15 protein-coding genes are annotated in these 19,946 nt (G+C 41.5%); 9 read left to right on the forward strand and 6 right to left on the reverse strand.

What is annotated here, in order from left to right; all coding sequences use genetic code 11:
* The 6 genes from HMAT_RS01605 to HMAT_RS01635 all read left to right on the forward strand — a co-directional run bounded on the left by HMAT_RS01605 (position 1) and on the right by HMAT_RS01635 (position 7,850).
* Entirely contained in the window at positions 1–1,284 is a 1,284-nt protein-coding gene (locus HMAT_RS01605) for a glucose-1-phosphate adenylyltransferase (RefSeq protein ID WP_104381069.1), read from the forward strand.
* Between the two features lie 58 nt (positions 1,285–1,342).
* Positions 1,343–2,104, forward strand: a complete 762-nt coding sequence (locus tag HMAT_RS01610; protein ID WP_104381070.1) for a hypothetical protein — start codon at positions 1,343–1,345, stop codon at positions 2,102–2,104.
* Between the two features lies 1 nt (position 2,105).
* Positions 2,106–2,888 (forward strand): zinc-dependent peptidase, encoded by a 783-nt coding sequence (locus HMAT_RS01615; RefSeq protein ID WP_104381071.1) that lies wholly within the window; start codon positions 2,106–2,108, stop codon positions 2,886–2,888.
* A 74-nt stretch (positions 2,889–2,962) separates the two neighbouring features.
* Positions 2,963–4,744, forward strand: a complete 1,782-nt coding sequence (locus HMAT_RS01620; protein ID WP_199768516.1) for a DUF4091 domain-containing protein — start codon at positions 2,963–2,965, stop codon at positions 4,742–4,744.
* A 248-nt stretch (positions 4,745–4,992) separates the two neighbouring features.
* Entirely contained in the window at positions 4,993–6,726 is a 1,734-nt protein-coding gene (locus HMAT_RS01625) for a thiamine pyrophosphate-dependent enzyme (RefSeq protein ID WP_233789082.1), read from the forward strand.
* A 656-nt stretch (positions 6,727–7,382) separates the two neighbouring features.
* Entirely contained in the window at positions 7,383–7,850 is a 468-nt protein-coding gene (locus tag HMAT_RS01635) for a hypothetical protein (protein ID WP_158655553.1), read from the forward strand.
* Here the strand turns inward: HMAT_RS01635 and HMAT_RS01640 are convergent.
* Positions 7,830–8,225 carry a diacylglycerol kinase family protein gene (locus HMAT_RS01640; protein WP_104381075.1) on the reverse strand — a complete coding sequence of 132 codons (396 nt, stop codon included), beginning with the start codon at positions 8,223–8,225 and terminating at the stop codon, positions 7,830–7,832. The genes HMAT_RS01635 and HMAT_RS01640 overlap by 21 nt on opposite strands.
* A 244-nt stretch (positions 8,226–8,469) precedes the next feature.
* Between HMAT_RS01640 and HMAT_RS01645 the strand changes: the two genes are divergently transcribed.
* Positions 8,470–9,642, forward strand: a complete 1,173-nt coding sequence (locus HMAT_RS01645; RefSeq protein WP_104381076.1) for a MalY/PatB family protein — start codon at positions 8,470–8,472, stop codon at positions 9,640–9,642.
* Between the two features lie 102 nt (positions 9,643–9,744).
* On the opposite strand, the gene HMAT_RS01650 is transcribed toward HMAT_RS01645, so the two are convergent.
* Positions 9,745–11,907 (reverse strand): S46 family peptidase, encoded by a 2,163-nt coding sequence (locus HMAT_RS01650; RefSeq protein ID WP_104381077.1) that lies wholly within the window; start codon positions 11,905–11,907, stop codon positions 9,745–9,747.
* Between the two features lie 227 nt (positions 11,908–12,134).
* On the opposite strand from HMAT_RS01650, the gene HMAT_RS01655 reads away from it, so the two are divergent.
* Positions 12,135–13,073 carry a hydrogen peroxide-inducible genes activator gene (locus HMAT_RS01655; RefSeq protein ID WP_104381078.1) on the forward strand — a complete coding sequence of 313 codons (939 nt, stop codon included), beginning with the start codon at positions 12,135–12,137 and terminating at the stop codon, positions 13,071–13,073.
* Between the two features lie 6 nt (positions 13,074–13,079).
* Positions 13,080–14,879 (forward strand): chloride channel protein, encoded by a 1,800-nt coding sequence (locus tag HMAT_RS01660; RefSeq protein ID WP_104381079.1) that lies wholly within the window; start codon positions 13,080–13,082, stop codon positions 14,877–14,879.
* A 136-nt stretch (positions 14,880–15,015) separates the two neighbouring features.
* Here the strand turns inward: HMAT_RS01660 and HMAT_RS01665 are convergent, their stop codons facing one another.
* The 4 genes from HMAT_RS01665 to HMAT_RS01680 form a co-directional block, all read right to left on the reverse strand.
* A complete protein-coding gene (locus tag HMAT_RS01665; protein ID WP_104381080.1) occupies positions 15,016–15,606 on the reverse strand; it encodes a riboflavin synthase in 591 nt (196 codons plus the stop codon).
* A gap of 484 nt (positions 15,607–16,090) precedes the next feature.
* A complete protein-coding gene (locus tag HMAT_RS01670) occupies positions 16,091–16,684 on the reverse strand; it encodes an RNA polymerase sigma factor (protein ID WP_104381081.1) in 594 nt (197 codons plus the stop codon).
* A 207-nt stretch (positions 16,685–16,891) separates the two neighbouring features.
* A complete protein-coding gene (locus HMAT_RS01675; protein ID WP_104381082.1) occupies positions 16,892–18,382 on the reverse strand; it encodes an arylsulfatase in 1,491 nt (496 codons plus the stop codon).
* Positions 18,379–19,902: a sulfatase-like hydrolase/transferase gene (locus tag HMAT_RS01680; RefSeq protein ID WP_104381083.1), complete on the reverse strand. Its 1,524-nt coding sequence runs from the start codon at positions 19,900–19,902 to the stop codon at positions 18,379–18,381. Before HMAT_RS01680 ends, HMAT_RS01675 begins: the two co-directional genes overlap by 4 nt.
* Between the last annotated feature and the right edge of the window lie 44 nt (positions 19,903–19,946).

A 19,946-nucleotide genomic window follows, 5' to 3' on the forward strand; every position in this document is an offset into this window, starting at 1 on the left:
ATGTCACATCACAATGTAGTAGCTATCGTCTTGGGCGGAGGAAGAGGCTCGCGTCTATATCCGTTGACCGACCAACGGTCTAAACCAGCTGTTCCTATTGCAGGAAAATATCGCTTGGTTGATATCCCCATCTCGAATTGTCTTAATTCGGGATTTAATAAGATTTTTGTGTTGACACAGTTCAATTCGTCCTCATTGAATTCGCATATTAAGAATACATACAACTTTAGTATTTTTAGTAAGGGTTTTGTCGATATTTTAGCGGCCGAACAGACTAATGATGGTGACAAATGGTTTGAAGGTACAGCAGATGCCGTACGCAGATCCTTCAGGAAGCTGGCAAGCATAGATTATGACTATGTCTTAATTTTGTCAGGGGATCAGCTTTATCAGATGGATTTTGATGCACTGGTGGATTTTCATGTGCAGAATGAAGGCGATTTGACAATTGCGACCATTCCTGTCAACGGCAAAGATGCAACAGGATTCGGAATTCTTAAATCGGATGAACACAACCACATTACCTCGTTTATAGAGAAGCCCAATCGCGAGCAACTGGCGGACTGGAGTTCAGAAGTGAACGACCATTTGAAGTCGGAGGGGCGTGAATACCTGGCATCTATGGGGATATATGTGTTTAGTAAAGGTATACTAAAACGCCTGCTGGAGGAAAATAGTGGGATGGATTTTGGAAAAGAGATTATTCCGGATGCGATTGAACATGTAAAAGTGCTCAGTTACCAATATGAAGGTTATTGGACAGATATCGGAACGATCGGCTCATTTTATGAAGCCAATATTGGGCTGACCGATAATATCCCCGCCTTTAACCTCTTTGATAAAAATACGGTTTTTACACGACCACGTATGTTACCGCCATCTAAGATTTCGGGGACAACGTTGATCAACTCCGTTATTTCCGATGGATGTATTATCCATGCGGATAAGGTTGACCGTTCCGTGATCGGTGTGCGTTCACGTATCGGTATCGGTTCGGTGGTACGGGGAACCTATATGATGGGATCAGACTATTACGAGGACTTTTCAGATATGGACGAAGCTAAAAGAAAAAATATGCCTATCGTAGGTGTAGGCGAACGCTGCTATATCGAAAATGCCATTCTGGATAAGAACTGTCGCATTGGAAATGATGTTCGCATCAATGGTGGTCCTCATTTATTGGATGCTAACCATCAGACTTACACGGTGTGTGATGGCATCGTGGTCATCAAGAAAAATGCCGTTATCCCAAGTGGTACCACCATCGGGCTGACAATAGTGTAAATTTATTAAACAAGGGAGATAATATATTGTTATAATTGCATGTTATTGTAATAAAAAAATGCAGTTAAAACAGATTATCTCCCTACTTTTTGTGCTCATCGCACTTGCTGCCTGTAATACTTCCCTAATGGTACAGAGTACAGGCGTTTTGCGGGATGCGTCACGGAAATTTGAACTCCATAACGGCGATCGTCGTATCATTTATATTCCGATGCGGCATTTAGGAACGCGCGTATATTATGATCAGATACAGGCCGCTGTAGATTCACTTCAAAAATCAGGATATGTCGTTTTTTATGAAAGTATCGCTTATCAGGTAGATAGCGCAGCACAACGCGACCTTTACGACCGCAAGTTCAGAAAATTGACCGGTAATCGCCTTGGATTGCAACAATGTATTGAAACTCCCGGAGATACCGCCCGCGTATTGAGGGCCCCTTTGTATCGCAAACTGGGACAGCGTGTTATCAGCCAGCCTGATTATTCTTTTTTTCTGGTCAATTATGAAACTGCTGTCAACGCTGATATTCCTAAAAATAAATTACTGGATGATTTTGAATTCCGTTATGGTACCATACAGCTGGATGCCTGCGACTACAATACCCCACTAAATGAACCTTACAACTGTAAACCGATAAAAACAGCACTCAAAAATAAGTTTGACAAAGAATTTGTTATGCAGCAAAGAGAAGAAAATCTAGCCTCCCTGGTGGCTGATGCCCCACAGCAGAAAATTTTAATCTTATTTGGGACATCTCATTTTAAAGGCTTTTTGCGTAATTTGCAGGCCAGAGATCCCGGTTGGATAAAGATAAAATAATATGTTGGAAAAGATTTTTATTATACTGCTCATACCAGTAGTGATTTATGTTGTCTATTACCTGTTGAATCGTACGGCTAAAAATAATAAGGCAATTAAACGTGTTTTGAGTGATGAGGGGAAAAACATCCTGGAACAGGAGGTTGCCTACTATCGTCATCTTTCGGTTGCTGATAAACAGGAATTTGAAACACGCTGTTTGGCATTTTTGGATGCGGTCAAGATTGAAGGCGTGGGAGTAACCTTGGAATTGAAAGATTATATGCTCATTGCTGCTAGTGCAATTATTCCGATATTTGCTTTTAAGAAATGGAGTTATCCAAACTTGACCAATATTATGGTCTACCCATCACACTTTAATGCGGATTATCAGTTCGAAGGGCATGCAGACCGGAATATTATGGGCATGGTAGGAGAGGGCGCGATGAATGGGCAGATGATTTTATCTAAATCGGCTTTGGAATATGGTTTTGAAAACCCAAATGATGGGCAGAATACTGCGATCCACGAATTTGTGCATCTCATCGACAAAACAGACGGTACAGTGGACGGTGTCCCGACTTATTTATTGGATAAGGCTGCCGTAATTCCTTTTATGAATTTAATACGGGAGGAAATTAACAAGATAAAAGAACATACGTCCGATATTGACACTTACGGCATGACCAATCCCGGCGAGTTTTTTGCTGTTGCCTCCGAATACTTTTTTGAAAATCCAGCAAAATTTCAAAAGAACCATCCTGAACTTTATGCGGCACTTTCTAGAATTTTTGAACAAAGTTAAGTGGGGATAAATAAAATTTTAGTATTTTTAAAGCAAACAGAAAATGTTTGCTTTTTTTGTTAATTACAACTGTTATGCCTAAAACTACTATTTATTCTACTATTGCATTCGCATGTCTATTATTTTGCGGCAATAATCAGGTTTTTTCACAGGAGCATTATGCCGTGGGGACAACCTTTACTGAAATGGCGGATCCGACGAGAGATACGCTTTCTAACTGGTCGAATGTTAAAGCGGGTCTGCATGCTTCATTTGTATCCATAGATAAACGTTATCCAAAGTCAGTGAACCCCAATGTTACTGTGCAGCACAGTGCAACATTGGACGCCTGGAAAGGAGAGCAGGTATCTGCTCAGGTACTTCTATGGACCAATGCTGCAACAGCAGATGTTGTTGTAGCACCGGGTGAATTAAAAGCAGGTGATGGAAAATCTATTGGTGCAGATGCAGTTCAAGCACGATTCGTCCGTTATGTGATGACAGACGAATTTGCGAGCGGCTGTGGTCATCGTAAGCCTGAAGATTTTAAAGCTTCCCTTTCTGCGGATATGTTGGACGATCTGAAAAGTTATGATCTCGAAGCGAAGCGTGTTCGTCCTGTGTGGATTACGGTAAAAATACCTTCTGCAGCTACTGCAGGTCAATATACAACGACAATTGCCGTTAAACAAAAAGGTACTGTGAAGCATAACTTGGTGTTGACTGTGAATGTTCAAGATCACGTTTTGCCACCGGCCTCACAATGGTCATTTCATTTGGATCAATGGCAACATCCATCGGCCGTGGCCCGTGTCAACAATGTTAACATGTGGAGCGACGAGCATTTTGAAGCCTTGAAACCAACAATGAAACAGCTTGCCGCGGCGGGACAGAAAGTTATAACGGCAACACTCAATAAGGATGCCTGGAATGTACAGACCTATGACCCTTATGCAGATATGATCAGCTGGAAGAAAGCGAAAGATGGTTCTTGGAATTATGATTATGCTGTATTTGACAGGTGGGTACAATTTATGATGGACTTAGGCATCAACAAACAAATCAATTGTTACTCTTTATTACCATGGAATAATGAAGTCCATTATTTCGATGAAGCAAAAAATGAACTGGTCAACGTCATTGCGAAACCAGGAACGCCGGTATTTGAGGAGTTGTGGACACCTTTTTTAAAGGATTTTAGCAAGCATGTCAGTGCTAAAGGCTGGCTCAAGATTACCAATATCGCAATGGATGAAAGGAGTCGTGAGGAAATGGATCCAGCGGTAGCGCTGTTGGAGCGGGTGGCCCCTGAATTTGGAATTGCGTTTGCAGATAATCATAAAAGCTACCAGCGTTATCAAAAAAGTACGGATATTAGCGTCGCTGCGGGCGATCCTTTTGACCATAATGATCTTATCGACCGACGTAAAAAAGGGTATATCACGACATTTTATGTTTGCTGTTCGGATGAATTCCCGAATCAATTTACCTTTTCTGATCCTGCGGAGTCTACTTATATGGCCTGGTATGCGCTTGCTGCAGGTTTTGATGGAGCTTTGCGTTGGGCCTTTAATTCTTGGGTAGTTGATCCTTTAAGGGATTCGAGGTTCCGTACATGGCCGGCAGGGGATACCTATATCGTTTATCCGCAGGGCCGAAGCTCAATTCGCTACGAACGTATGCTGGAAGGTATTCAGGATTATACGAAAGTCGGTATCCTGAAAGCAAAATTAGAAGAGGCAAAAGATGTCTCCAATTTAACAAAACTGAATGCCAAAATTGCCAAATTAAATACGTCCAAACGTTATGCGGACTGGAATAAAGATCTCAATGATGCGAAGGCGTTTGTCAATGCATTATCCGCTCAGATCAAATAAACAGCTCACAGGACATTTGAATGTACAGGCTGCCCCTTGGGGCGGCTTTTTTTTGTAAAGCTTTTTCTAGGAGTCGTGACGCTCCATTGTGGCTCAGCTCTGAAAAATAGCCAATCCGCCGACATCAATCTTTTTCGCACAATGGCGGAATATCCAAAACCATTGTTTCCCAATATTGTTGTTATAAGGAAGCGATCGCATAATGAATACATCGTCGCATTATCAACTTCTTAAATCATTATATGGGTATGAAAAATGTAGCACACCAAATCGTTGGTATTTTAAAAGATGCAGGAATTAAACGTATTTATGCCGTAACAGGAGATAGTTTAAATTTTTTCAATGAGGCTGTTCATGAGGATGGAACCATGCAATGGATACATGTTAGGCATGAGGAGGTAGGGGCATTTGCAGCGACAGCAGAAGCAGATTTACATGGAATCGCCTGTTGTGCCGGAAGCAGCGGCCCCGGACATGTTCACCTGATCAATGGCGTTTACGAGGCACATAAGACGCGTGTGCCAATGCTGGTAATTGCTTCGACCTGTGCTACCTATGAGTTTGGTACAGACTATTTTCAGGAAACCAATCCGGTTAAATTGTTTGACGACTGCTCTTGCTATAATCAGATGATTACTCGTCCGGAGCAGGTACAGCGTATGGTTCAAAATGCATTACAGCAGGCGATATCCAAGCGCGATGTCGCTGTCATCGGCTTACCGGGGGATGTTTCCGAAATGGAAGCCGTTCATATCAATACTTCTTCAAAAGTGTTTTTTACGCAGCCACAGATCAGACCCTCCGATCTGGAAATTGGCCGTTTGGCACAATACATCAACCAGGCAGAAAAAGTGACTTTATTCTGTGGTGTTGGTGCTAAGAATGCACAGCAACAGATTGTTCAGCTCTCCCAAAAAATTCATGCACCGGTAGGCTATTCGTTTAAGGCTAAACTGGATATCCAACGGGACAATCCCAATGAAATCGGCATGACGGGACTTTTGGGGACAGCGTCGGCCTTTCAGAGTATGCACCATTCCGATCTGATCCTGTTATTGGGAACAGATTTTCCCTATAAAGATTTTATACCCACCAATAAAACGATTGTTCAGATAGATATCGAAGGAGAGAAACTTGGCCGACGGTCGATCGTGGATTATGGACTTGTCGGCGATATTGAGCATACACTGAAAGCTGTCCTGCCATTTGTGGAGGCAAGAAGCGATTCAAGTTTTCTTGAAAAACAATTGGCTGCTTATGAGAAAGTAAAAGAAGATTTAATGATCTATGTGGATGATTCGGGAAGTGAATGTGCTATTCAACCGGAATTCGTAGCTCATACGATCGACCAAAAGGCAAGCGACGATGCTATATTTTTATTGGATACGGGAATGTCCTGTGTTTGGGGGGCACGCTATATCAATCAGCGGCGGGATCGCAAGATGCTTGGCTCGTTTAATCACGGATCCATGGCGAATGCGATGCCGATGGCTATTGGTGCAGCATTGACACATCCTGAAAGACAGATCATAGCCTTCTGCGGTGATGGAGGTCTTTCGATGCTGCTCGGGGATTTGGCGACGATAAAACAGTATAATCTGCCAATAAAACTGATCGTATTCAATAACCGTTCGCTTGGGATGGTCAAGCTGGAGATGCAGGTAGCCGGTTTAAAGGATCAGGAAACCAATATGGTCAATCCAGATTTTGCCATGGTTGCACAGGCGATGGGAATCCGTGCATTTACCGTGACTCAACCCGAAGAGGTCGATGGTGTGCTCAATGACGCATTTCGCATAACGGATGAACCAGTACTTATTGATATTTATACAAGTCCAAATGCCTTGGCCATGCCACCTAAAATTTCCTTTAGCCAAATGAAGGGAATGACTGAAAGTATGACAAAATTAATGCTTTCAGGTAATTTTGAAGAAGTTTGGGATACCATCAAGTCAAATTATAAGCACTTAAAATCACTCTAATAACTTTAAATAACACGCTTAATCCATCATAAAAAAGCCTCCCCAACTTATAATTTATAGTTGGGGAGGCTTTCTTTTTTCAAGAAAAAAATGTTCGGACTATTAATTGCATCTAATGAATTACAGATCAACACTGGCGTTGAACAAACCAGAGGCTTTTTAATAACTCTTCTTTACAGCGTCGAAGCTTTTCTATTTTCGATTCCGAAGAAATAGAAACGTTCTCTTTAACAATAATAGCCAAATCTGTTTCAATGGATAATTTAGTGAGGGATGTACACCCACTATCAAATTTCTTAAAGCTTACATCTTTCATACTAATATTGGTTAAGAATTCCTGAATTTTATAAAGTACAATTTACTAATAAAAATTAGCTTTACAATAAGCCAGAGATAATTTTATTGTTACTAAATTGTTTATTTTTAATATTTTATCGCGCTATAACTTATAAACAATATTGGTGCAATTTTGTTTTCTTAATTTCAAAATGTTAAATGTTAGTTATTTAAAACAATATGCTGTTTTGATTGCTATTTATAATATTAAACAAAGGCATGGGGGTAAGCGATTCCGGAGCTTCGATCACGGTATTAATGGGCTTTTCCTCATGCGTATTTCATCAGCTTTAGCTGCATATTTAAAAAAAATTATTCACATGAAAATAATCAATGCTGGATTGTCATTATTGGTTTTTGCTGCTGCCTGTCAGCAAACCGGAAAAAAGCAAAGTGACCATGGACAAGTGGGATCAGATACCACAAGCGCTACAGCAGCAATTGCTGAAAATGGGACTTATCAATACCTCAAAAATGGAGATACAATTTCGTTAACAATCGCTATTGATGGTGATAAAGTGCATGGCGATCTCAATTACATCTGGAAAGAGAAAGACCGAAACATAGGACATATAGATGGAGTGCTTAAAGACAGCATCCTATTGGCCGACTATACCTTTTCCTCCGAGGGGCAGCAATCCATCCGCCAGGTCGCTTTCAAATTTGGTAAAAACCGCGTCGTTGAGGGGTATGGTGCGATGGAAGACAAAGGCGATAAGATGTCATTTGTTGCTCCGGATAAATTGATGTATGATGAAAAATTTGTTTTAGAAAAGCTGAGCCAATGAGCCGAATGAAAGGAGCTTTGGGATAAATATAATTAGTCCGATCAGCAAGGCCGTTAGACTGCTTAGCAGTACCGCTGCCGCAGCAATGTCCTTAATTTTTTTGATACTGGGATTTTTTTCTTGGCAGATAAAATCAGCGAGGTGTTCGATGGCGGTATTAAGCAATTCACAAACGAGAACAAAACCGATGGAAAAAATAACGGCCAGCCATTCATAACGGCTGATTCGGAGCAAACAGGAAAGTATAATTACTAAAATTGCTGCGACGAGATGTATCCTGAAATTATGTTCTTCTCGCCCAACAATTTTTAATCCGTTGAAGGCATAGCTAAAACTTCGGATTCTATCTTTCCATGAAAAATTGCTCCTGGCCATATTCGTTCCTAAATTTTATGTAAATATAATCTTTCCCTTTGTTTTGCATGGTGTCAATTTATGTTTGCCCCCGATGTTGCTCTAATTTGGGTAACTTTTGCCAAATAGCTGATTCTACCGTTCTGTAGTTGTTTTACCAGTGGATAAATCCATTGTGTTTTGAGCTGGATTGGAATCATTTTGATATGCAATTTTTCCCAATGATTTTATTGGTAATGCGTTCTATTTTTGAGTAAATTGCTTTATGATCTACAATTTTGATAAAATAATCGACCGCAGGGGCACCGATTCAGTAAAATGGAATCAACAGGACTATGTCGATTTAATCCCGCTTTGGGTTGCTGATATGGATTTCTCTGCCTCAAGGCAGGTTATTGAGGCACTGACCGAACGTGTTCAACATGGCGTTTATGGCTATGCAAAAGCTCCGGATGCTTTTTATGAAGCGGTATCAGACTGGTCTAAACGTAAACATGGCTTTCCATTGCGGCGGGAATGGATACTTCCGGTTTTGGGTGTTGTGCCAGCGCTTTCGGCTATTGTCGCAGCATTGACTGAAGCTGGTGACAAGGTGCTGATCCAGGAACCTGTGTATCACTGTTTTTTTTCATCCATCGAACGTAATGGCTGTAAGGTAGTTTCCAATAACCTGCAGTACCAAAATGGACAGTATACAATAGACTTCGAAGACTTCGAAGCTAAAGCGAGCGATCCAAAGGTAAAACTCTTTATCCTTTGCAGCCCACATAACCCCGCGGGCAGGGTATGGACCAGGGCGGAACTTGAGCGCCTTGGTCAAATCTGCCTCAAGCATGATGTTATTGTTGTCTCGGATGAAATCCATTGCGACTTGGTTTTTGAAGGACACCAGCATATTCCTTTTGGAACGATCGATTCAGCCTTTCTGGCGAATACGATAACCTGCATTGCACCGAGTAAAACCTTTAATCTAGCAGGCTTACAAGTTGCCACTGTCATTGTAGCAGATCCGCTGCTGAACAAGAAGGTGCAGCATGCCTTTCTGGTCAATGAGATTGCAAGTATAAGTCCATTTGCGATCACGGGGCTAATTGCGGCTTATCAACATGGTGAGGACTGGTTGCAGCAAGCGCTGACCTATATCCATCAGAACTATCGTTATTTGAAAAATTTTATGGATGAGCATTTGCCAGCGTTGAAAGTTGTTCCGTTGGAGGGGACTTATCTGGTCTGGATAGACTGTGCGGCTATGGAAATTCCTAGCCGAAAGCTGGGACAAATGTTGCTAGAGGATGTTCACTTACAGGTGAATGTTGGTGCAATGTACGGTAAGGGAAGTGATTTTTTTATCCGTCTGAATATTGCCTGTGCCAGACCTGTTTTACAGGAGGGGTTAAACCGATTGAAACAGGTATTGTTAAATCTACCGGAAGAATAATATATTATCTAATTTTATTGGTTATATCCCGGTTGAAAAAAAACACCTGAACAATTTGATTCAGGTGCTTTTTTAATGTAAGGAGTACTTTGCAGTGAGGGGTTATATACCCATTTCCTTTAAGATAAAATGCGCATTATCAATCTTGTCAGCTACCCAGAGCACATAACGGATATCCACACCAATGGATCGGCTATAGCTTTCATTCCAAGCAAAATCGTTGATTGTGGCATCGTAAGCACGGTCAAAGTTTACACCGATCAACTCACCACTTGCATTCATGATGGGGGAGCCGGAGTTACCGCCCGTGGTATCCATATCATACAGTATATTGACAGGAACCGATCCTAAGTCTTTCTTGAGGTACGGACCGAAGTTCTTATTGAGATAAGCGGTCTTGATTTCTTGGGGATAATCGAATTCGGGCAGACCGAGGTTTCCTTTTTGAATAATACCTTCAATGGTCGTGAACGGTTTCATATAGGTGGCATCTGCTGGAGCATACCCTTTGATGTGGCCATAGGTCAAACGCAGGGTGGAATTTGCATCCGGAACGAAGTTTTTGGCCTGAAAGATTTCCTTTACAGCGACATAGTCTCCCATCAGCTTGTTGAGGACACCTTCACGTCTTTTTTGTTCGGCAGCGAAGATGATAATATCGCTATCCAGTTCATTTTGAAAAGTCAGCAGCTTATCATTAAATTGCTGTAAGGCGTTTGCATTGGCCAAAACTGTATTTAAAATATAGCTTTGATCAGTTAATTTACTGCCATTGATGATTTGTGTCGCAAAGTTATTGGCTGATTCGTTATTCAATTGAAGTTTTTGTACTGCCATAATCTGATTTTTACCCTGAAATGCAGCAGCGTCGGCAAGCATTTTCCCAAAAATACGTTCGTCAGCCTGTTTGTTGTAGCTTTCATAAGTTTCCTGGATGCTCTTTTTAAGTTGTTCAACATTGTAATCAAACAACTGCTTGGCCGTTTGTGAAGATCGCTCTTTACTTATTGCAACTTTTAAGGTATTCAGATCCCGGGCGACTTTCAGTAAACTGGTGCTGTTGTAAATATTGTTAATCCAGAGCTCTTTCAACGCATCTTGATCACTGACCTGATAGTAGGCAGCGATATCGTTCAACAGATTGCCATACTTATCTTTAAGTTCCGGTTTGCTTAAAATAAATGCGGCTAGCGCCTCATCTTCTTGCTTTTTAGTCGCGAGCAGGTCTATACCACGCAGTCCTTTTAGCTTACCGCGGTAATTTTTGAGCACATTGGCGTTACGTTTGATCCGTGTTGCCAAAGAGAGCGCGATATCCGTATTGTCTTTGCCCGCTTCTTCCATTTGCCTATTCTGGAAATCGTACAGATTAGAAACATAAGGCAGTAAATAATCTTGTTGGTATTTGATGTACTGTGCGGGACGGTGTCGGAATGTTTTCCCCGGATAACCCAAGATAAAGGTGAAATCATTTTCTTTCACGCCATTTGGATTGACTTTCAGGTGTTTTTTCGGTTGATAAGGCACGTTATCTTTCGAATAGGGGGCCGATTTTCCATCTTTACCCACGTAGGCACGAAGGAATGAATAGTCGCCTGTATGGCGTGGCCAAACCCAGTTGTCGGTCTCACCTCCAAACTCGCCAATATTTTGACGGGGAATATACACCAGACGAACATCTTCGATCGTTTTGTAACGAAACAGTACGTAGCTCTTGCCGATGAACATTTCGGAGACTTCGGCTTTGATTGTTGGATCTTCCTTTTCGGCCTGTTTAACAAGCTCTTCTTGTTTTCTTTTGATCGTATTAATGCGTTCGACAGGATCGCTGATATTAGCTACAGCATTTAATATTTTGGCCGATACATCTTCGTATGAATCTGTAATTCTTATTTTTAATCCTTTTGCTTCGATTTCCTGCTCCTGATTTTGTGCTACAAAACCATTTTTAAGATAATTGTTAATGGCAGTACTGGCCAATTGGACAGCTGAAAACGCACAATGATGGTTGGTAATGATCAGGCCACGATTGGAAACGAAAGATCCTGTACATCCGCTGACCTGGACCAAAGCGTCCACCAGTCCAACTTGACCGGGATTGTAAATGTCCTTTTCACTGATCTTTAATCCGGCTTTTTTTAACCCGGCTCTATTCAAGTCACTCAGCGGATACATCCCTTCGTCTGGATTAGCTTTACCAAGCGGGATATTTGTAGCGGATAACAATAGCGCCAATGCAATTGTAGTATGATGTATAAACTTCATAGGATTCTTAAATGTCAACTGTTGTAAATCTCCAAATTTAAGAAAAGCTTTTTGATGAATTCGATTTTTCTGTCAACTATTGTCATAATTGCAGTACAATTACAGCTTTTTGGCAAGGTATTTATTGTATTATATCCTAGTGCGGGCAATGGTCAAGCCTTAAAATATTGTGTATTTGCCATCGTTTTACAGGAGTATTCGTAATTTTGCGCTTTAAAGATTTAAACATGACCTTAATCCAATTGGAATATATCATTGCTGTTGATACTTATCGTAGTTTTGTCGCCGCAGCTGAAAAGTGTTTTGTGACACAGCCGACATTAAGTATGCAGATCCAGAAACTGGAGGAATCGTTGGGAGCGAAAATCTTTGACCGGAGCCGCCAGCCTGTGGTGCCTACTGAAATTGGGGAGAAAATTATTCTCCAGGCTAGATTGGTGCTGACCGAGAGCCGGAAGATCAATGAGATTGTACAGGATAAAAAGGGTGAGATCGAGGGGACGTTAAAAGTCGGGGTTATTCCGACAATTGCGCCATATCTACTTCCTAAAGTACTGACAACTTTTATGGAGAAATATCCAAAGCTGCAATTGCAGATCTGGGAATATACAACCGAGCGTATAGTCCATGAACTGAAAGTCGGTCTTTTGGATTGTGGTGTGCTTTCGACACCGTTAAATGATCCGGGCATATTGGAATCGCCCTTATTTTATGAAAATTTTGTCGCTTATATTTCTGAAAATAGTCCCTTGTTTTCAAAAAAAGTGTTAAGTGGGGATGATATTGCTGATGATAAGCTCTGGCTGCTCAATGAAGGACATTGTATGCGTGGACAGGTGCTCAATATTTGTCATCATAAACATAATCAGGATCTCTCCGGACGTTTTGAATATAACACCGGCAGCGTGGAAACCCTCAAAAGAATGGTGGATATCAATGATGGTATAACAATATTGCCTGAACTTTCAATCTCGGATTACGTGGATGAGCAGCTGGATAAGATCCGATATTTCAAATCACCAGAGCCTGTACGGGAAATATCTTTGGTCACGACTCAGAATTATGTTAAACGACATGCAATCCAGGCATTGGAAAAAGAAATATTAGCAGTGGTACCCGATAAATTCAAAACAAAAAAGAAAAAGGAAGTGTTGAGCTTTCAATAAGAAGACATGGCAAATCTCAGTGTACGTTTTTTTAAGAAGATAGATCAGATCAATCAATGGCGGATGAGAAAAGTTTCGAACAGAAACTTTATTATTCTCTTAGCTTTTTTAGTTGGTATTGTTGGTGGTCTGATGGCATCTGTGTTAAAAAGACTAACGCATTTTATTGCGGCGACAATTCAGGATGACATTGATTGGAAGGTCAAGTATTCTGTTTATTTGATTTTCCCTTTAATCGGGATATTACTGAGTGTATTTTTTGTTCGTAAATTTCTGAAGGGCAAGAAGATGGAACATGGTATTACACCTATTATCTATGCCATCAGCCGCAAGGGGAGCCGGTTGGATCCGAGCAATATCTATTCGCAGGTTGTCACTTCGGCGATTACGGTAGGCTTTGGAGGATCTTGCGGATTGGAGGCTCCGGTTGCTTTAGGAGGCTCGTCAATTGGTTCCAATATTGCCCGCTTTTTTGGTCTGCAGTACAAAGAGGTTACCATGCTTTTGGCCTGTGGGGCGGCGGCAGGAATTTCGGGTGCGTTTAACAGCCCCTTGGCGGGGATGATCTTTGCGATAGAAATTTTGCTTCCCGAATTCTCCATTCCGGTTTTTATTCCACTGTTGATCTCTTCGGCGCTTGCTTCGGTCGTATCGCGGCTTTTATACAGCGAACCGCTGTTCAGTACATTCAATTCGGACTGGCAGATCTCTGCGCTGCTGTTTTATTTGTTATTGGCGGTATTGATCGGTTTGTATACGATCTATTTTGCACGAGTCTCCAGTACGGTAGGAAAATGGTTTTCAAAAATAAAAAATCCGTACAACAAAGTTTGGGTAAGCGGAATATCCCTCGGGCTCATGATTTTTGTCTTTCCGGCCCTTTATGGCGAGGGTTATATCACGATTCAGCAGATTCTCAATGGACAATTTAACTCGATTGTAAAAAACAGCCTGTTTTCTGATTATAAAGACATGGGAATAGTCGTGTTGGGTTATACTGTTCTGACCTTATTTGGAAAATCTTTTGCCGCATTGTTTACGTTGAACGGCGGTGGGAACGGCGGTGTATTTGGACCGAGCCTGGTGATGGGTGGCCTATTGGGCTTTGCCTTTTCCTATGGCGTAAATCTAACTGGAATTGCGGAATTAAATGTGCCGAATTTTGTGGTTGCTGGCATGGCAGGCGCGCTGAGCGGTATTATGCATGCACCGTTAACGGGTATCTTTCTGATCGCAGAAGTAACAGGTGGTTATACACTCATGGTACCCTTGATGCTAGTCTGTTCAATTTCTTATCTGATTAACCGCGCTGTCTTGAAACACTCGATCTATACAAAAGTATTGGCTGAGTCGGGTGACTTAATTTCTTACGAAGACAAGGACCGCTCTGTGCTTAGTATGATGCGGATTAAATATGTTCTGGAAACCAATTTTGTGATTTTGCGTCCTGATGAAACACCTAAAAGCCGACAGACAGATATCATCCATAGCAAACGCAATATTTTTCCTGTGGTGAGCCATGAAGGTAAATTTATGGGGCTTCTCTATAGTGAGTTTCTGTTTTCGGTTCTGCTAGGAGAAGTGGAAGGGGGAGATACTCCATTTGAAAAATTGGCACAGAAGCCCAATGATACCGTTGGAATCAATGAGAATATGGAAATTGTCATGGCTAAGATGAACAAAGACGATACATGGATATTACCAGTGCTTGGCGATGAAAACAAGTATATGGGCTTTGTGTCCAAATCCAGTGTCTTTAATAAATATCGTGCACTACTTATCCGTCAGGGGCATTATTTGGAGTAAAACCCTATTTTAGACGGCTAATAAGGGCGCTGGTAGAATTTACTATCTTCTCAATTATCTTGAATACATATCAGATACTTACATGGACTTATTCCCTTATTCGATATCAATCCATGTAAGTATAGTTGGGGCTGAACTAGCCACGCATCGCCATAATTTTTGTGACGTATTTTCCAATAATATCAAATTCGATATTGACTGTCGAGCCCACTTCAACCTGTTGAAGATTGGTGTGTTCGAGGGTGTAGGGAATGATCGCTACGGAAAATTGATCATCACGGGAATCGACCACAGTCAGACTGATACCATTAACGGTGATGGATCCTTTCTCTACCGTGATATTTTGCTTGTTGGGATCGTACTGAAAAGTAAAAATAAAACTACCGTTTTCATCTGTCTTCTTGATACAGGTCGCGGTCTGATCGACGTGGCCCTGTACAATATGGCCGTCAAATCTTCCCCCAGCTAAAGTACATCGTTCAATGTTAACCAGATCTCCGGTCTTCAATTGTGCCAGGTTGGTTTTTTGCAAGGTTTCGTCAATCGCTGTTACCTTGTGTACCTGATCATCCAATCCGACGACCGTCAGGCACACTCCATTGTGGCTTACACTCTGATCTATTTTAAATTCATTGGAAATCGGGGAGCTGACATAAAAGTGGATGTTGCTTTTTTCATGTTCAATACGTTCGATTTTTCCTAAGGTTTCTATGATTCCGGTAAACATGCAATAAAATTTTGATTGAATCAAAGTTACTAAATAATCAAAGGAAACATTGTTTTTATAAACAAAATAGACGCATGAATGACAGAATAATCTATGGTAAACATAATTCATGACCAAGATAAATACTGTAATAGAAACGGCATTAATAGGGTATGATAAAAAAGGGCTTATTAGAAATAGCAAAAAGATTGTGTGTATAATGTACACTTACTATTCCTTTTGTGATAGCTATGCCAAAACAAATTTATGGGAGTTGAAAAAAAATATTACAAAATTTTTGTTTATATCATTGGAAGCATTATCTTTGTCATAGGTTTAGGTTGATTGCCTCTTACAAAGAGGTATTTATAAAAGCTTAGCAGGTCGCCCGACCGGATGCTAAGCTTTTTTTTGTTTTAAGATAAATCGTTGTTTTATAGGTGCTTGTCTTGTTTAGTGCATTTTTTCCCTTAGAGGTATTGGATTCTTTGGGTAAGCAATCTGCTTAATTTTTGAGGACATGTAGAATAGACATTGAAATCAGGAGCAGGTATTCAAAATTTTTAGATTTGAAACGTTCTTTTAAGGCGAGGAGTGCCTTGGAACGGGCATAATAAATGGCTGACGGTGTCGTATCCAGTGCTTTGCAGATTTCCTCTGTATCCAGGCCTTCCAAAAAGCTCAATTTACATATTTTAGCTTGCTGTTTTGGTAACTTATTGATTTCAGCCAATAACAACTCAGTCAGTTCTGTTCTGAATATCTTTTTTAGAATGTCGTCTTCCGGAACGGATAGGTTCTGTAGGATATCTAATTCTTCGGTCTGCATTTTGAATCTGGCCGATCTTTTCATATCAATACAGGCATTCTTTGTGGCGATATACAGAAATGCTTTGAGGCTTTCATAGTTTTCCACTTTCTGGCGGTGCTGCCAAAGTTTGACAAATATATCAGATACAATTTCTTCAGCATCAGTTTTGCTTCGTAGGTAGGAAAAGGCAAAATAACGTAGGGGCTGGCCAAAATGATCCATAAAAAAGCATAATGCGCTTTCTTGTCCCTCTTTTAATGCGTTAATATGCGACTCCAGTTGAAGCATGTTTGGTTATCAATAGTTTTCTTTTACTGCCCAAGTTGGACATAATGACAAATGCCACGGCGTTTATTGTTTTCAATAGGATAGCTATGGGTCAGTTTTCCCGTTACAGATGTTAACAACGAAGTTACATAAAAAAACTTGGGTTGTTATGGTTTCAAACACAACAACCCAAGTTTTTTAGCCGTTTACATTTATGGTGGATAAAATTTATTTTTTCACCAGTTTACTGTCTATAATTTCCCATTCTTTGATATGGGCTGGGCGATGTTCCTCTTTGATAATCTGGTCAAAATGAGCGAGCAGTTCGGGGTGGTTTTCAGCGACATTTTCCTGTTCCCAGGGATCTGTTTTTAGATTGTACAATTGCCATTTTGCTTTGGGATTATTTTTCAGATCCAGTTTGACAGCTTTCCATTGTCCTTCACGTATGGCTACCTGACCACCTTTTTCAGGATATTCAAAATAAAGGAATGCATGTTTTTTTTGGTTCTTTTGCCCTAACCAGGTCGGCAGTAGGGATACGCCATTGGTATTGCCGGGATCCTGTTGGATCAGCTGGGCAAAGGTTGCCATCAGATCATATTGTGCCGAGATAAGATCGGTTTCAGTATTTGCTTTGATTGTTTTTGGCCAACGGACGATCAGGGGAACTTTAATTCCGCCTTCAAAGACATCCATTTTAAGTCCTCTGAGTGAATCGACGCTCTTAAAAAAACGATAGTCAATACCGCCATTGAAGCCTGTTCCATTGTCGCTAGAGAATAGGATAATGGTATTATCATCCAGACCCAACGATTGGATATGTTGCATGATCAATCCCACTTGATCGTCCAGATAAGTTATCATACCAGCATAGGTGGCTCTTGGGTATGGTGTTGCGGTATAGCCATCCTGTCCATAATACGGATGATCATGAAAAAGATTCTTATACCGATCTACGTATTCTTGGGGTACCTGGAGAGAAAGATGGGGTAGGGTGTATGGAAGATAGAGGAAGAACGGATTGTTTCTGTTCCTGTCAATAAATGCCACAGCCTTTTCCGTCATAATTTCCGGAGCATATTGTTTGCCGCTGAATTGCTCAAAATCTTTAGCTGTTGCTTTGGTCGAGTCGAGTGGAATATGCACGAATTTTTCTTTGTTCTGAAGTGGGTATTTTTGCTCGTTTTCCCAAAGATGGCTTGGATAGTAATTGTGGGCCTGCTTTTGGTCCAGGTAGCCAAAGAAGTAGTCAAACCCCTGTTTGTTTGGGCTCCCGGTGGTGTTTTGCATGCCGAGACCCCATTTTCCGATGGCCCCGGTATGGTAACCTGCTTTTTTAAATAGGTGTGCCATGGTATAAGTGCCTTCGGGTAACGGCATCTGTCCACCCTCCAGACTATCAGCGAAGCCGCCTAATTCATAATTTCCCCGGATATAAGACTGTCCTCCGTGTTTTCCGGTCAATAACATACAGCGTGCCGGGGCACACACCGGTGTACTGGTGTAATGATTGATAAAACGAAGTCCTTCCTGCGCGAGTTTCTGTAAGTTAGGTGTCTTAATCAACTGTTGGCCATAAGGTTCTGTCTCGGCGTAGCCCAGGTCATCCGCATAGAAAAAGATGATATTGGGAAGTTTTTTAGACACTTGCTTTTGTTGTGCAAAAAGTGTCCCCCAGCCCAGTAGGATAAGAGCAAGACCTATTTGCTTTTTCATTTTTTCCGTTCTCCTTCCAATAACTGCTTCAACTCAGTCACTTTTTCGGGATATTTAGCTGCAACATTGTTTTTCTCTCCAATATCATTTTTAAGGTCATACAATTGATCTTCGGGGAGGTTTCCTGTTTCAGTATCCGTCAATTTCATATAGGGAGTACCCTTACTTGGCGCAATATATTTCCAGTCGTCCTTGACAATGGCTAGCGTTTGGGCATGCTGAACCATGGTACTGCGTCCTTTGGGGTCTTCACCGGTTAAGGTTTTCAATAACGCCTTGCTGTCTTTTGCTTCGTCAGCTTTTAATTTTACGCCTACAAGTTGTGCACTTGTTGCCAACAGATCCATTTGACTGATCAGTGCATTGGACACTTTGCCTTTAGCGATCCCTTGTCCACTGACGATCAATGGTACGCGTGTTCCGCCTTCAAAGATACTATATTTACCGCCTCTGAGCGGGCCTGCAGGCTGATGTCCATTGCGCTGAGCCACGGCACCGTCCACATAACCATCATCCAATACAGGGCCATTGTCACTGCTGAAGATAATAATGGTGTTTTTATCCATTCCCAGTAACTGCAATTGCTGTTGGATCTGTCCGACCGTCCAGTCCAATTGGAGAATGGCATCACCGCGGTAGCCGAGTTTGCTTTTGCCTCTAAACTGAGTGGCTGGCATACGCGGTACATGCGGCTCTGTCAAACAGAAATAAAGGAAGAAAGGTTTATCCTGATGTTGTGAAATAAAGTCCTGTGCTTTATGTAGAAAGGTTGTGGAAACTTCTTCGTCTACCCAGCGCGCACGTGTGCCACCGCTCATATAGCCAATTCGTCCGATGCCATTGACAATCGTCTGGTTGTGACCTTGACCGGGGGAAGATTGCATTTTGAGTAATTCGGGATGTTCTTTTCCCGTAGGATCATTGCCTATTTTTTTATCATAATCGACCAGGATAGGATCATTTGCTTCGGCTGCAACAACCTGATCATTTTCTAAGAATATGGTCGGGACACGATCTGCTGTTGCTGGAAAGATAAAAGAATAATCAAAACCGACATCGTTAGGGCCGGGTTTGATGGCTGCATTCCAGTCTTTTTTGACTTCGTTGCCAAGTCCCATGTGCCATTTACCAACAATAGCCGTTGCATAGCCCGCATTTTTAAATACTTTGGGCAGCGTAATTTTGTCTGTCGGTACAATCAGTTTGGCGTCTCCGGGTAGGATCCCGGTTCCATCCTGACGCCAGGGATAGGTTCCTGTCATCAATGCAAAACGGGATGGAGTACAGGTTGCGGAAGTACTATGTGCATTGGTAAAGCGTGTGCCGCTTTGCGCCAATTTATCTAAGTGGGGTGTTTCAATCTGTTTGGCACCATAGCTGCTCAAATCACCGAAACCAAGATCATCCGCGTAGATGTAAATGACGTTCGGTTTACTCATTTTTTGGGCCAGTGAAGTCGTGGGCAGGGCTATTGCCAGACTTGAGGAAAGTAGGATTGTAAGAAATAAGGTCTTTTTCATATTGTGCAATACGTGGATTGGGATTCGTCATTAAGATGACGGAT

Origin of the sequence: Sphingobacterium sp. HMA12 (assembly GCF_002933815.1) — a bacterium.
Taxonomy (GTDB): domain Bacteria; phylum Bacteroidota; class Bacteroidia; order Sphingobacteriales; family Sphingobacteriaceae; genus Sphingobacterium.

Excerpts from the sequence above, each read along its gene's own strand:
- HMAT_RS01615 (WP_104381071.1), top strand. The coding sequence starts at position 2,106 with ATGTTGGAAAAGATTTTTATTATACTGCTCATACCAGTAGTGATTTAT.
- HMAT_RS01655 (WP_104381078.1), top strand. The coding sequence starts at position 12,135 with ATGACCTTAATCCAATTGGAATATATCATTGCTGTTGATACTTATCGT.
- HMAT_RS01670 (WP_104381081.1), bottom strand. The coding sequence starts at position 16,684 with ATGCTTCAACTGGAGTCGCATATTAACGCATTAAAAGAGGGACAAGAA.
- HMAT_RS01620 (WP_199768516.1), top strand. The coding sequence starts at position 2,963 with ATGCCTAAAACTACTATTTATTCTACTATTGCATTCGCATGTCTATTA.
- HMAT_RS01650 (WP_104381077.1), bottom strand. The coding sequence starts at position 11,907 with ATGAAGTTTATACATCATACTACAATTGCATTGGCGCTATTGTTATCC.
- HMAT_RS01605 (WP_104381069.1), top strand. The coding sequence starts at position 1 with ATGTCACATCACAATGTAGTAGCTATCGTCTTGGGCGGAGGAAGAGGC.
- HMAT_RS01640 (WP_104381075.1), bottom strand. The coding sequence starts at position 8,225 with ATGGCCAGGAGCAATTTTTCATGGAAAGATAGAATCCGAAGTTTTAGC.
- HMAT_RS01680 (WP_104381083.1), bottom strand. The coding sequence starts at position 19,902 with ATGAAAAAGACCTTATTTCTTACAATCCTACTTTCCTCAAGTCTGGCA.
- HMAT_RS01645 (WP_104381076.1), top strand. The coding sequence starts at position 8,470 with ATGATCTACAATTTTGATAAAATAATCGACCGCAGGGGCACCGATTCA.
- HMAT_RS01665 (WP_104381080.1), bottom strand. The coding sequence starts at position 15,606 with ATGTTTACCGGAATCATAGAAACCTTAGGAAAAATCGAACGTATTGAA.
- HMAT_RS01660 (WP_104381079.1), top strand. The coding sequence starts at position 13,080 with ATGGCAAATCTCAGTGTACGTTTTTTTAAGAAGATAGATCAGATCAAT.
- HMAT_RS01625 (WP_233789082.1), top strand. The coding sequence starts at position 4,993 with ATGAAAAATGTAGCACACCAAATCGTTGGTATTTTAAAAGATGCAGGA.
- HMAT_RS01675 (WP_104381082.1), bottom strand. The coding sequence starts at position 18,382 with ATGAAAAAGCAAATAGGTCTTGCTCTTATCCTACTGGGCTGGGGGACA.
- HMAT_RS01635 (WP_158655553.1), top strand. The coding sequence starts at position 7,383 with ATGAAAATAATCAATGCTGGATTGTCATTATTGGTTTTTGCTGCTGCC.
- HMAT_RS01610 (WP_104381070.1), top strand. The coding sequence starts at position 1,343 with ATGCAGTTAAAACAGATTATCTCCCTACTTTTTGTGCTCATCGCACTT.